The sequence below is a fragment of the Desulfobacterales bacterium genome, from assembly GCA_034520365.1.
Classification (GTDB): domain Bacteria; phylum Desulfobacterota; class Desulfobacteria; order Desulfobacterales; family Desulfosalsimonadaceae; genus M55B175.
In genome coordinates this window covers 488654-502298 of record JAXHNP010000002.1, presented here as the reverse complement: position 1 = coordinate 502298, position 13645 = coordinate 488654, and the positions used below count along the sequence as shown (strand labels likewise).

Below are 13645 nucleotides of genomic sequence, written 5' to 3'. Positions count from 1 at the left end.
TTGGAACGCTCAATTTAGGGATAATTTTTCTCTCATATCTCATTCTGTCAAAAAAAATCAACCCCAAAAACCTGAATGGTTGTAATTGTTTAGCGCCCCAGATACATCAGAAATTCCCGGTTGCCTTTCGGCCCGAGAATAGGGGAGGGGATGACTATTTCGGAAACCAGGCCAAATTCTTCAAAATAGCTTTTCAGTTCAGCAATAACCGCTTCATGCAGGTTTTCATCCCGAACCACGCCGCCCTTGCCGACCTGCTCCCGGCCGACTTCAAACTGCGGCTTGATCAAAGCCAGTATGTGCCCATCCGGCTTGAGAAAAGGGTCGATGGCCGGGATGACAATTTTTAAGGATATAAATGAGACATCAATGGTAATTAAGTCAAAATCCGTCGGCAGGATTTCCGGGGTAACGTAGCGGATATTGGTGCGCTCGACAACGGTCACCCGCTCGTCCTGCCGGAGCCTCCAGTCCAGCTGGCCGTATCCCACATCCACCGCATAGACATGGGCGGCGCCGGATTGGAGCATACAGTCCGTAAATCCGCCGGTGGAGGCACCCACATCCAGACACATCAAGCCGCGCATATCGATCCCGATTTCGGTGATGGCGTGGGCCAGTTTAAGTCCGCCCCGGCTCACATAGGGCATGTCGGGTTTTCGGCTGACAATGCGCGCATCTTCAGCCAATTGCATGCCGGGTTTATCCATGGGCTGATCGTTTACCAGGATATTTCCGCTCATAATCAATGTTTGGGCGGTCTCCCGGCTTTTGGCAAGCCCCCGTTCGACCACCAAAAGATCCAGCCGTTTTTTCCGGGGGGCGGTCATGAGCCGGTTTGACGGGTCTTAAGGGAAAACCAGGAGACTGCGGCCTTCACAATGCCGTCCGCATCAATACCGTATTTGGCCCGCAGCACTTCCCGGGAGCCGTGCTCAACAAATGTGTCCCGGATGCCCAGGCGTTTTACCTGAAAGCCCTGGATTCCGGCATCATGCAGGGCCTCCAGAACAGCGCTGCCGAATCCGCCCTGGCAGACATTTTCCTCGACGGTTAAAATATTGGGGATTTTGCCGGCCAATTCAGAAATAAGGTCGATGTCAAGGGGTTTTACGAACCGGGCGTTTACCACCGTGGCATTTATTCCATAGGTTTCGGCCAGGGTTTTCCGGGCGGTAACCGCCTCGCTGACTGTCAGGCCAATGGCCAGAATCAGCAGATCGTCCCCGTGGGCCAGGATTTCCCCGCGGCCGATTGGCAAAGGGGTGAGAGGCCCCTCAAGATCCACCCCGATACCCGGCCCCCGGGGGTAGCGAAAGGCAGCGGGGCCCGGATGATCGACAGCGGTTTTTAGCATCCGGCGCAGTTCATTTTCGTCTTTGGGCGCCATCACCACCATGTTGGGCATGGATCGCAGATATGAAAAATCAAACAACCCGTGGTGGGTGGGGCCGTCTTCTCCCACGATACCGCCGCGGTCCAAGGCAAAGGTGACCGGCAGGGCTTCCAGGCAGACATCATGGATCAGTTGATCATAGGCCCGCTGCAGGAATGTGGAATAAATGGCCACCACGGGTTTATATCCTTCCGTTGCCATGCCGGCGGCAAAGGTCACCCCGTGCTGCTCGGCAATGCCCACATCAAAGAAGCGGTCCGGAAACTGGTTTGAAAATTCAACCAGCCCTGTGCCCTCAGGCATGGCCGCAGTGACTGCAATAATTTTATCATCTGTAGCGGCCAGTTCCACCATGGTGTTTCCAAATATTTCGGTGTATGATGGCGCGCATCGCTGGCTGGCCAGCTTGTCTCCGGTGTCGATTTTAAAACAGCCCACGCCGTGGAAATAGACCGGATTTTTTTCCGCCGGCTCATATCCCCGGCCTTTCTGCGTGGCCACATGCAGGAGCACCGGCTCGTCAATGTTTTTGATATTCTCCAGCATATCGATCAGCTGGTCCATGCGATGCCCTTTGATGGGCCCGAAATATTCAAAATTAAACGCTTCAAACAAAATCCCCGGCGTAACAAACGCTTTGACCGATTCTTCGGCCCGCTTAGCAAACTGGTAGGCATCGTTTCCGATGCCCGGCAGCGATCGGATCAGCTCGCCCACCTCTTTTCGCAAATCCTGCAGGTATTTGGCTGAGAAGGTCCGGCTTAAAAGAGAGGAGAGGGCGCCCACATTTTTGGAAATCGACATCTCATTGTCATTTAAGATCACGATGAGGTCTTTTTTCAGGCCCCCCGCCTGGTTTAAGGCCTCATAGGCAAGGCCTGCGGTCATGGACCCATCGCCGATCACAGAGATGACTTTTGACGGATCCTGACTCAGGCGCTTGGCGCAAACAATGCCTAAGCCGGCGGAAATCGATGTTGAGCTGTGTCCGGTGGAAAACGCATCATAGGGGCTTTCGCTTCGCCTGGGAAATCCGGAGAGCCCCTCATGCTGGCGGAGGGTGTGAAAGCGCTCTTTGCGGCCGGTCAAAAGTTTATGGGTATAGGCCTGATGGCCCACATCCCACACAATTTTATCATTGGGCACATCAAATACATAGTGGAGCGCCAGGGTAAGTTCCACCACCCCCAGGTTGGAGGCCAGATGCCCCCCGGTTTTGGAAACGACATCCACAATCAGCTGGCGGATTTCCCGGGCGAGCTTGGGCAGATCCTGCCGGGGAATGTTTTTTAAATCTGTCGGTGATATGATGGAATCAAGTAAATTCATTTTAAATAATCAGCGTTTCCGTTCGATAATGTACTTTGCCAGCGCAACCAGAGGCTCTGCCTTGGTATCAAAATGCGCAATCGCTTGCAAGGCATTGTTGACCAGTTCGCGGGCAAAGGATTTGGATGCCTCAAGCCCCATAAGTCCCGGGTAAGTGGATTTTTTACGCTTAAGGTCCGTGCCCGCGGCTTTACCCATCAAATCCGGGTCGCCTTCCACATTCAGAATATCATCTGTTACCTGAAAGGCCAGGCCGATGTTTTTGGCATATTCGGAAAGCGCATCAATTTGGGCTGAACCGGCGCGCGCCAGCAGTGCGCCGGACACCACGGCCGCCTCGATCAGGGCGCCGGTTTTAAACTCATGCACCTGCTTGAGGGCATCCAGGTCAAGGGTTTTGCCCTCTGCCGCCAGATCGCGCATTTGGCCTTCTATCATTCCCTGGTATCCGGCCGCCCTGGAAACATGCTGCATGACCCGCGCCCCCATTGGGTGGTCAGCGGCCAGATCCGCCATAATTTCAAAGGCCAGGGTAAGCAGGGCATCGCCGGCCAAAATCGCGGTGGCCTCGTCAAACTGCACATGGCAGGTGGGCCGGCCCCGCCGCAGCTTATCATTGTCCATTGCCGGCAGATCGTCATGAACCAGGGAATAGGTATGGATCATCTCCAGGGCGCCGCCGCACATGATTACATTCGGATGATTGGTTTCGCCCGCGGCCTCAGCCGCCGCCAGGCAGAGAATGGGGCGGAAGCGTTTTCCGCCCGCCATCAGGGAGTAGCTCATGGCCTGGCAGAGCGGCCGGCGATTATCAAGCCGCTGGTTGATATAATCCGTGAGCCACTGATTGACCTGCTGGCGTTTTTCATCCAGATAATTATTAAAATCAAAGGATTCGGACACGGATTAATCATCCTCTGCTTCGTCGCGATCGGCCGGAAACCCGGCCTCACTCACATTGCCCTCCGGGTCTGCGGTCAGCATGGTGATTTTCTTTTCGGTCTCCTCCAGTTTGTCAAAACAGAACTTGGAGAGCTTTACCCCTTCCTCAAATTTTTTAAGCGCCTTCTCCAGGGGCAGGTCCCCGGATTCAAGTTCCTGAACGATTTTTTCAAGCTGGGTCATGGCGTCTTCAAACGTTTTCTTGGCCATCTTCCTGGTTTCCCTCCGCACGGCAGATAATGGTTCCCTTGGCTAAAAGCAATTCAAGCAGCTCTCCGGATTGGACAGCGGCGGCATCCTGTATAATCGACTGATCCGAAACCCGGCGGGCAATGCTGTATCCCCTGTCCAGCACCGCTGCCGGGTTTAAAGCGTGCAGTCTGCCATTAAGGGCCCTTAGCGTCAATGCCCGGGTGGTGACGTGTGTCTCTGCTGCGGCCCGCATCTGGCTGCTTAACTGTATTAACTGGTTTCGCCGCAATTGAATCATGGCCTGCGGCGTGTTTTTATAAAGCCTGTCGGTTCGCCACTGCAGCCGTTCGGCTTCCCGGCGGACCGCTCGCTTAAATGCGCCGTAAAGCCGTTCGGAATAATCATCCAGGCGGAGCTTTAAATCATCCAGCCGTCGTTGGGGATGTACGAGCCGGTCGGTCAACTGCTGAATGTGCCGTTGCTGTTGATTCAAAAACCCGGAAAAGCCGGATACAAGCTGCCGGGTCAGCTGATGGGCGCGGTTTACCAGCTCGGTTTTAACCGGAACCACGATTTCAGCCGCAGCCGAGGGCGTGGGCGCCCGAAGATCGGCCACAAAATCGGCAATCGTATAATCGGTTTCATGGCCGACTGCGGACACGATCGGGATGCCAGAGGCAAATATCGCCCGGGCCATTTTTTCGGAATTAAAGGGCCACAAATCCTCCAGCGAGCCGCCGCCCCGGGCGAGAATGGCCAGATCCGCATCATTTCGGTAATTTATAAGATCAATGGCGGCGCAAATCTCATCCACGGCCGCATCTCCCTGAACGCTGACCGGAATGATTTCAATATGGATATTCGGAAACCGCCGGCCCATCACCCGGATCATGTCATGGACCACCGCACCGGTGGCTGAGGTGATCAGGCAGATTTTTTGCGGCAGAAACGGCAGGGGCTTTTTAAAACTTGCGTCAAACAGGCCTTCTTCTGAAAGTTTTACTTTAAGTTGTTCAAATGCCGCCTGCAGGGTGCCGACACCGGACGGCTCCAGGTACTCAAGGATTATCTGGTAGGCGCCGCGCGGGGCATACACGCTGACCCGGCCGTACCCGGTCACACTCATGCCGTCCTCGGGTAAAAATTTAAGCCGCTTGTTCTGGCCGCGAAACATGACCGCGCTGATCTGTGCGGCATCATCTTTTAAGGTGAAGTAATAGTGTCCGGATGCCGGGATTTTAAAATTAGAAATTTCACCGTTAATCCAAATAAATGGATATTTTTCTTCAAGCAGCGCTTTAATTTTTTGCGTCAGTTCGCTGACGGTATATATGTTGCGTTCAATTTTTGTCATTACGCATTCCGAAGACCCTTCTTCATATGAGGTGCCGCGCCAGCAGGACGATGTTGTGCTCGAAAAATTCAAAATCGATCTGCCATTGGAGGAGCGACAGTCTTCCTCAGCGGTCATTCCGAGGAGCGACAGCGACGAGGAATCTTAAGGTTTCTCGCTGGCGCTCGAAATGACAGCCGAGTTTTTAATGCAAGCCATTCCATTAAAATTTCAAACTAGCACAGTTCAAGCCGGCATTCAACAGGGTAATTGGCCTTGGCGGTAACAACCGCAGTCATGGGCCGTTCGCACCATGAGGACGGCACAGTGGTGAAGTCGGCACGGTGGCCGACGCTACAAATTTAATTTTTGGTGGCCATCAATTTTTATGAATCTGATTGATTTGCTCGTATAGCCGGTCAGCATCGTAGCTGACCCTGCCAGCAATAAATTTATAACGTCTGATAAGAAATATTATGTAAACTTTTGATTCAAGCCAAAGAATTCGGGGGTTGGTGTGTGCGTTAAGGGCCCTTCTTAGTAACTTTGGGGATTGGGTTTTAGGTATTGGGTTTTGGGTGTTAGGCGTAAAATTAAAGGTTTCAGGTTTCACAGTGTTCAGGCTTGTAAAAATTTTGGCTCGCTCGCTCGCACAATATTTCCTGACACCTGAAACCTGAAACCTATTATTCCTTTTTCCCCTTAGTGCCTTAGTGCCTTAGTGCCTTAGTACCTCAGTGCCTTTCAGGAGCGCTCAAGGTAATTGCGGACCGCCGGCACGAGGTAAATATTATCCAGCGGCATTTGGCGGAGGCAGTCAGCCAGGACTTCAACCTTTTGGCGGACCGGCAGGTTTTTTTCCATAATGAAAAGCTGCCTGCCTTTAACCGTACAAAGCCCGCTTCTGGCGTTTATCCCCGTGGCGCGCAGGTTTTGTTCGGAAACCGTGATATCTAATTTTTCTGCCGTCTCTTTTAAGTGCTGATAAAGCTGGGTCGATTTCACGTCGTCAAAACCTTGCAAATAATGGTTTTTGTGTTAATATATATTTCTTAAAGGTTACTCACACGCAAGACTGCAACCTATTCGGTGCACAAACAATCACAGGAGGTTAACACACTATGGCAAACGTTCAGTCAGCGCAAACGACCGCTGATACCCGCGCACAGGTACAGGTCAACAGCTTTATCCGAAGCGTCTACAACTGGATGGGCATCGGGCTGGGATTGACCGCTCTTATGGCCCTCTATGTCAGCAGCAGCGAAGCCATGCTTCAGCTGATATTCGGCAATACCCTGATCTTTTTCGGGCTTATTGCTGCGGAGCTGGGCATGGTATTTTATCTGAGCGCCAGAGTCCAGAAAATACAAGCCAGTACGGCAACAGCCCTGTTTGTAATATATTCGGTGCTTAACGGGGTGACCCTGTCCTTTATATTTATCGCCTATACACCGGCATCCATCGTGTCCACGCTATTTGTGTGCGCGGGCACATTTGTCGCGTGCAGCATATTCGGATTTGTCACCAAACGGGATCTCACATCCCTTGGCGGCTTCATGTTCATGGGGCTGATCGGCATCATTATCGCGTCCCTGGTCAACCTTTTTATTCAGAGCTCAGCCCTTACCACCATTATCAGCTATATCGGGGTGCTGGTGTTTGTGGGCCTCACCGCCTACGATACCCAGAAGCTAAAGAACATGGCCATGACCCAGCCGGCCGGACTCGAAGCCGGCGTAATCCGCAAAGGCGCTATAATGGGCGCCCTGTCACTTTATCTGGATTTTATCAACCTGTTCCTGATGCTGCTCTATATCATGGGCGGCAGGGAATAAGAAGGTTTATAGGTGTTAGGTATTGGGTATTGGGTGATTGGCACTAAATCATCAACTCCAATACCTAACACTCAGAGCCTTCATAAACCCCAATACCTACTCCCCAACCCCTATTTTCGCCTGAATCACATCCACAATTTCCGCGCAATACTTATGGGTCTGCTCCGCATCCGGGCCCTCGACCATCACCCGGCACAAGGGCTGGGTGCCCGAGTATCGGACCAGCACCCGTCCCTGCTGCCCCAGTTTTTGCTCGATATCTGAAATTACCCCTTTTATTTCCGGGATCTGGTATATATCCTGTTTTTCATTGATCTTCACATTCATGAGCACCTGGGGGTAAACGGCCATAACCGACGAGAGCTGGGATAAAGATTTTCCGGTTTCAAGCATTACCTGAATCAGCCGAAGTCCGGTTAAAATCCCATCCCCGGAGGTGTGGCGCTCCAGAAATATCATGTGCCCGGAATCCTCGCCCCCGATTACCGAACCGAGCGCCTTCATCTGCTCTAACACGTAGCGGTCGCCCACATCGGTAATAATGAGCTCAATGCCAAGTTCCGCCATGGCCTTGTGAAAGCCGACATTGCTCATCACTGTGCTGACGACCCGGTTGTTGGGAAGCCTGCCGCCCTCTTTTAAATATTTCGCGCAGATGGCCAGAATCTGATCCCCGGTCGCATTGCGCCCGGTTTCATCAACCGCAATCAGACGGTCCCCGTCACCGTCAAATGCCAGGCCGATATCCGCCCCCTGCGCTGTCACCATTTCCTTTAATTTGGCCGTATCCTGGGAGCCGCAGCCCTGGTTGATGTTTTTGCCGTCAGGTGCGGCACAGATCGTGCTCACGCGCGCGCCAAGGGATTCAAATACCTGGGGCGCTACCCGGTAGGTGGCCCCGTTTGAGCAGTCAAGCACCACATGAAACCCGGATAAAGGTCTGGCCCCAGACAGGGTTTGGATTAAAAACTCAGCATATTGGTTTTCAAGCATAGGGCGCGGCCGGACCGTACCGATGGCATCCTTGTATGACATAAACATGTCCGGATCCGCATCCTGAATCATGCGGTCAATAGCCGCCTCCATTTCCATGGAAAGCTTGAAGCCGGATGAATTAAAAATTTTGATGCCATTATCCGCATAGGGATTGTGTGAGGCGGAAATCACCACGCCGGCATCCATGGATTCCGAGGCCGTCAGATAGGCAATGCCGGGGGTTGGTAAAACCCCGCAGATATGGGCATCCGCTCCGGCGGAACAAATGCCCGCGGCAATGGCGCATTCCAGCATATCCCCGGAAAGCCGGGTGTCTTTGCCAATCAGCACGTTTTTGGCTTTTTTCTTGGACGATAATGTTTTAACCAGGGATCTGCCGGCCTTAAGCGCCACCTCCGGGGTCATGGGATAATGGTTGGCTTTGCCCCGGATGCCGTCTGTGCCAAATAATTGCGGCATATCAATCAGCCTTTCTCTGTTTTAAATTCAGGAACGATGTCAAGGGCTTCGGCGACCACTGCGTCCACACTGGCCTGCAGCCACCGGGTGCCGGAGGCCCGGTCATCTGCGGAAAGGTTTTTGATGACCGAAAGATAATCGGTTCCGGATGCTGAAATTCCGGATCTAACCGCTTCAAGCAGCTGATCCCGGGCGGCATTGGCATCCGATCCGTCTGAGCCCTCCAAATCCAATTTCTTTTCAAGCGCCTCAGTGATTTCCGTGCGCCTCTCATAAAGCGCCTGTTTCTGCCGGGCCGGAATGGATGTATCGTTTTCCGGAGCACCGGCCAGCTTTTCAAAAAATGAATGAAGCCGCTTGATCCGCTCAGAAACAGCCTGATCCAGCCGGGCGGTCAGGCCGTCGTAGAGGGGCTGGGGAAATGCGTCGGATATAAATTGGGATCGCACCGTCTGATACCATTTGCCAAGCGCCAGCAGATTGCCGATGTATATGAGGTTGTTCAGGAAAATTCTTTTAACGTTCCGGTATGCCCCGGATTTATATGAAATGTTGCCGGATTTTTCACTGCCCCCGAAAATCAGGCGGTCCGGCCTTAACTCGTCTTTGCGGTAGATGGTGCCCGCGGCAATGGTGATGCCGTAGGTAAGGCGGCAGGGACCGACCAGTCCGCCCTGCCCGCCTAAGAATATGGGCGGTTTATCCAGCATCACCCCGCCGGGCACTTCGCCGATAAGAGATGCGGTGGCTTTGTCCTGCTGGGGGGTGAAGTTGAAATGGATATAGGCGCTGCCCACTTCACTGTGGTTTTTTTTACCGGTACCACCGGCCATAAGACAGTCGCAGAAATTGATCAGGCTTCCCAGTGTAACATATGGAAACAGGATGGTCTGCTTAAGCCCCACGCTGTGGGCGATGCTTGCGGCTTCTTCCAGGATGGTGCCGCTCCGCACATGGGCGCAGGAGCCGCATGCGGCGCCCCCCAGAAAAACCGCCTGGCTGAAAAATCCGCCCTTTAATTGGACATTCGGCCCCACCTGGCAATTGTCAATGGTGGCCGGGGCTTCCAGGCCGATTTCAGCGCCGGCGCCGATAAAGGTGTGTTGCCCGAAAATTCTGCAGCCCGCGTGAATGGTCACATTATCACCGGAGATCCGTTCCGGATCAATGTCCGGGCCCAGTTCCACGGACTCCGGCACCGGCATCTGCACGCCCTTGCTCAGCAAGCATGATTTTAAATTTTTCATAAGCCTTTCTTGACCTGATGATCAGACATGTGACCGTTTATTTTTAAGACATCCCATCAACACCCAACACCCAATACCCAACACCTAATACCTAATACCTAATACCTAATACCTAATACCCACTATCCAAAACCCTTTAGGTTAAACCAGTAACCGCGGTCAGATGTCAAGACTGATTTTAAAACCTTCAGGATTTCAGGTTGTTAACCGAATTCCGCCTTGCCGTTTAGCTGATTTTTTGCTATTGTCCAAATTATTCATAAATTATTATATGTATACAGGATGCTATCAATGAGCCAAACGTCAAAAAAATACCGCCTGTTAACCCGAAGTGATCTGGACGGGTTGATATGCGCGGTGCTGATCAAATATCTGGATATTGTGGATGAGATCCAATTAATCGATCATCCGAGTCAGATGCAGGCCAATGAAATCAACGTCACGGAGCGGGACATCACCACCAATCTGCCCTATGTGCCGGGCGTGCATCTGGCCATTGATCATCATGTGTCCGAGACCTTAAGAAACAGGAAAGATCCCCGGCATGTGATTGATCCGGATGCCCCTTCAGCCGCCCGGGTGGTTTATAATTATTATGGGGGCAGCAAAACCTTTCCGGCGTTTTTTGATGAAATGATGGCCGCGGTGGATAAAGCGGATTCAGGCCAATTCACCCGGGATGAAATTCTGCACCCTGATGGCTGGCCGCTTCTTAATTTTCTGGTGGATCAGCGCACCGGTATTGAGGATTGGGGGAAGTTCCGGATTTCAGAACAACAGTTCAAGCTTGATCTTATCGATTACTGCCTGAAAATGCAAATTAATGAAATCCTTGAGGTTCCGGACGTAAAAGAGCGGACCGAAATCTACTTCACCTATGAAAAGCAGTATAAGGAGCAGCTAAAAGCCCGGGCCTCCATGGTTTCCAATATTGTGGTCCTGGATTTCCGGGATCAGCCGCTAATGTATCCCGGAAACCGATTTATTGTTTATGCGCTGTTTCCGGACGCGAATATTTCGGTTTTGATCCGGCGGGATACGGACAAGGATCAGATTACATTTTCCGTGGGAAAGTCGATTATCAATCCCACGTCGCAGAAAAATATCGGGGAAATCATGCTGGGTTACGGCGGCGGCGGCCATCGGGCCGCAGGCGCCTGCCATGTGGCCTTGGAGCGGGCAGATGCGGTTTACCAGGAACTGATCGCCGCATTAGCCGATGAACCCGGACAGCCAACGTAAAAAAGGAAAATTATAAAATGAGCCATCAAGCGTTAACCAGCCTGCCGGTTTGGGAGAAACTCGCGTCCAGTGCGGAAAAAATGGAACTGCCGGAATATCACCTCAAGCATCTCGTTGAGCAGGAAAGCCGGCTGGAGCAGTGTTCGGTTTCAGGGGGCGGCCTTTTCTATGATTATTCCCGCCAGCGGGTGGACGAGCAGGTTATGGGCTACCTGTTTGAACTGGCCGATAGCCGGGAGATCCGCGAAAAGTTCAATCAAATGATGAATGGCGCCCATGTCAATGTCACCGAAGACCGGGCGGCGCTTCACACCGCGGCCCGCCAGTTTTCACAAGACCCGGTCTATGATAACGGCCATAACGTTATACCGGATCTGACGGCGGTGCAAGAACAGATCCGGGAATTTACACAGGCGGTCCATAACGGGCAAATAAAGGGTTCAACCGGTCTGCCGTTTAAGGATATCGTGGTGATCGGCATCGGCGGCTCCTATCTGGGCACGGAATTTGCGGCCACCGCGCTTTCTGATCAGGCGGATCAGGGGATTCATTTACATTTTCTCTCAAATGTGGATATTGATAATTTCAGCCGGATCACCGCCCGGATTTCCGCGGAAACCACGCTCTGGATTGTGATATCAAAAAGCTATACCACCACTGAAACCATGGCCAACTTAAACCAGGCCAAAGTGTTCATGAGAGCTCAGGGGGTTGCCCCGGAATCGCATCTGGTCACGGTCACCAGCAAGGGAAGTCCCGGGGATGACCCGGAAAATCCGGCGCTTGCCACATTCTATATGTTCGACTATATCGGCGGCCGCTTCAGCGTGACCTCCGCCGTGGGCGGGGTGCCATTGAGCCTGTACCTGGGGTACGACCGGTTTGAGCGATTTTTAAAAGGCGCGGCGGAAATGGACCGCCATGCGGCCGAGGCCCCGCCCCAGCAGAACGGGCCCTTAATCGCCGCCCTGATAAGCATCTGGAACAATAATTTTCTGGGATATGAGGCCCAGGGCATCATCCCCTATTCTTCGCCGCTTTCAAGGCTTGCCCCGCATATCCAGCAGCTATACATGGAGTCCAACGGCAAGGCGGTGACCGTCCATGGAGAGCCCCTGGAAGTGGATGCCGGGGCGATTGTTTTTGGCGAGCCGGGCACCAATGCCCAGCACTCCTTTTTTCAGCTGGCGCATCAGGGCCGGCCGTTTCCTATAGATTTTATCGGTGCCATAAATCCCGCAAACAGCAGCTATAATGCCACTTCCAAGGGGGTTACCAACCATCAGGAGCTGTGGGCCAACCTGATTGCCCAGGCCCAGGCCCTTGCAGTGGGCAAAGCTGACGGCAATCCGGCGCGCGCCTTCTCCGGCAATCGCCCCTCCTCAACCATTCTTTTAAACAGCCTGGCGCCGGAAAGTATCGGCCGGCTGCTTTCTTTTTATGAGGCAAAGACAGTTTTTGAGGCGTTTGTCTGGGATATTAATCCATTTGATCAGTACGGGGTGGAACTGGGAAAAACCATGGCCTCGGATATCCGCAATGAAATCGCCCGGAAAAATGAAGATCCCGATTATGAAATTGATAACCGGGATCCCATCCGCAAGTTTTATCTGGAAAAGCTGTTTGGCGGCGGGCTTTAAGGCATGCGGTAGATCATGGCGCCCCATGTCACACCCGCGCCCAGGCCGGAGAAGACAAGGGTGGCGTTTTTCTTTAACAGATTCTGCTCCAATGCCTCGTCAAGGGCTATCGGAATCGTCCCGGCGGTGGTGTTGCCGTAGCGCTGGATATTGTTAAACATTTTGTCATCCGGAAGTTCCAGGGCCTTCTGGTAGAACTGGTTGATTCTGAGATTGGCCTGATGCGGAAAAATCATGTCCACATCAGCCAAAGAGAGTCCGGCTTTTTCCAGCGCTTTCATGGTGACCTCAGGCAGCCGTTTGACCGCAAGTTTGAAAATCCGGGAGCCGTCCATTGTGGGGTAATGCCGCCGCTCTTTCATGCCATCTTCTGTAATCCGGGGATTGTTGCGTGAAGCCGGGAGTTCCAACATCAGAGACTCGGCATATTCCCCCTGGGCATGCAGGCAGGAGGAAAGAACACCCACCGGTTCTTCCGTTTCTAATGCTTCCACACACACGGCGCCTGCGCCGTCCCCGAAAATTACGGTCACATCCCGGCCCTCGGTGGAGAGGTCAAGGCCGGTGCTGTGCACTTCCGCGCCCACCAGCAAGACCCGCTGGGCCATGCCGCTTCGGATATAGGCGTCCGCGATTTCGAGGCCGTATAAAAATCCGGTGCACTGCTGCCGGATGTCCAGGGCCGGTGTTTGTTTAAGGCCCAGCTTATGCTGAAGCAGGCATCCGGAACCGGGGAAGAAGATATCCGGACTAAGCGTGGCAAAGATGATGAGGTCAATGTCTTCAGGCGTCCAGCCAGCCCGCTCAAGGGCGATTTTGGAAGCCTCAAGCCCCAGGTCGGAGGCCCCGACATTGCCTTCTTCGGGAACCCATCGCCGCTCTTGAATGCCGGTCCGCTGCACAATCCATTCATCCGAGGTTTCCATCCACTGGGTTAAATCATGGTTGGTGACCACCCTGTCCGGTAAACAACGGCCTGTGGATTTAATCACTGCTCTTGTCATATGTCGCGACTCCTTCCTTCCGGGATTTCC

General features: G+C 53.0%; 12 protein-coding genes. 3 read left to right on the top strand and 9 right to left on the bottom strand.

What is annotated here, in order from left to right; all coding sequences use genetic code 11:
• Positions 1 to 89: 89 nt before the first annotated feature.
• The 6 genes from U5L07_02480 to U5L07_02455 form a co-directional block, all read right to left on the bottom strand.
• A complete protein-coding gene (locus U5L07_02480; protein MDZ7830597.1) occupies positions 90 to 830 on the bottom strand; it encodes a TlyA family RNA methyltransferase in 741 nt (246 codons plus the stop codon).
• A complete protein-coding gene (dxs, locus tag U5L07_02475) occupies positions 827 to 2725 on the bottom strand; it encodes a 1-deoxy-D-xylulose-5-phosphate synthase (protein MDZ7830596.1) in 1899 nt (632 codons plus the stop codon). Before dxs ends, U5L07_02480 begins: the two co-directional genes overlap by 4 nt.
• Positions 2726 to 2734: 9 nt before the next feature.
• Positions 2735 to 3628, bottom strand: coding sequence for a farnesyl diphosphate synthase (locus U5L07_02470; GenBank protein ID MDZ7830595.1), 894 nt, complete (start codon positions 3626 to 3628; stop codon positions 2735 to 2737).
• A 3-nt stretch (positions 3629 to 3631) separates the two neighbouring features.
• On the bottom strand, positions 3632 to 3877 hold the full coding sequence (gene xseB / locus U5L07_02465) for an exodeoxyribonuclease VII small subunit (GenBank protein ID MDZ7830594.1): 246 nt from the start codon (positions 3875 to 3877) through the stop codon (positions 3632 to 3634).
• Complete coding sequence (gene xseA / locus U5L07_02460; protein MDZ7830593.1) at positions 3858 to 5213, bottom strand: exodeoxyribonuclease VII large subunit; 1356 nt, start codon at positions 5211 to 5213, stop codon at positions 3858 to 3860. The genes xseB and xseA overlap by 20 nt, the downstream gene beginning before the upstream one ends.
• A gap of 723 nt (positions 5214 to 5936) precedes the next feature.
• Positions 5937 to 6197, bottom strand: coding sequence for a hypothetical protein (locus U5L07_02455; protein MDZ7830592.1), 261 nt, complete (start codon positions 6195 to 6197; stop codon positions 5937 to 5939).
• 116 nt (positions 6198 to 6313) lie between these two features.
• Here U5L07_02455 and U5L07_02450 point away from each other — a divergent pair, with 116 nt between their 5' ends.
• Entirely contained in the window at positions 6314 to 7027 is a 714-nt protein-coding gene (locus U5L07_02450; protein MDZ7830591.1) for a Bax inhibitor-1/YccA family protein, read from the top strand.
• A gap of 96 nt (positions 7028 to 7123) precedes the next feature.
• Here U5L07_02450 and glmM read toward each other — a convergent pair whose 3' ends face one another.
• Both glmM and U5L07_02440 read right to left on the bottom strand, forming a co-directional pair.
• Complete coding sequence (glmM, locus tag U5L07_02445) at positions 7124 to 8482, bottom strand: phosphoglucosamine mutase (GenBank protein MDZ7830590.1); 1359 nt, start codon at positions 8480 to 8482, stop codon at positions 7124 to 7126.
• 5 nt (positions 8483 to 8487) lie between these two features.
• Positions 8488 to 9729 (bottom strand): protein GlmU, encoded by a 1242-nt coding sequence (locus U5L07_02440; protein ID MDZ7830589.1) that lies wholly within the window; start codon positions 9727 to 9729, stop codon positions 8488 to 8490.
• 291 nt (positions 9730 to 10020) lie between these two features.
• On the opposite strand from U5L07_02440, the gene U5L07_02435 reads away from it, so the two are divergent.
• Positions 10021 to 10971, top strand: coding sequence for an exopolyphosphatase (locus U5L07_02435; GenBank protein MDZ7830588.1), 951 nt, complete (start codon positions 10021 to 10023; stop codon positions 10969 to 10971).
• Positions 10972 to 10988: 17 nt separating this feature from the next.
• Complete coding sequence (gene pgi, locus U5L07_02430; protein ID MDZ7830587.1) at positions 10989 to 12611, top strand: glucose-6-phosphate isomerase; 1623 nt, start codon at positions 10989 to 10991, stop codon at positions 12609 to 12611.
• Here the strand turns inward: pgi and U5L07_02425 are convergent.
• The gene (locus U5L07_02425) at positions 12608 to 13615 is read right to left on the bottom strand and encodes a beta-ketoacyl-ACP synthase III (protein MDZ7830586.1); all 1008 of its coding nucleotides are present in this window, start codon (positions 13613 to 13615) and stop codon (positions 12608 to 12610) included. The genes pgi and U5L07_02425 overlap by 4 nt on opposite strands.
• Between the last annotated feature and the right edge of the window lie 30 nt (positions 13616 to 13645).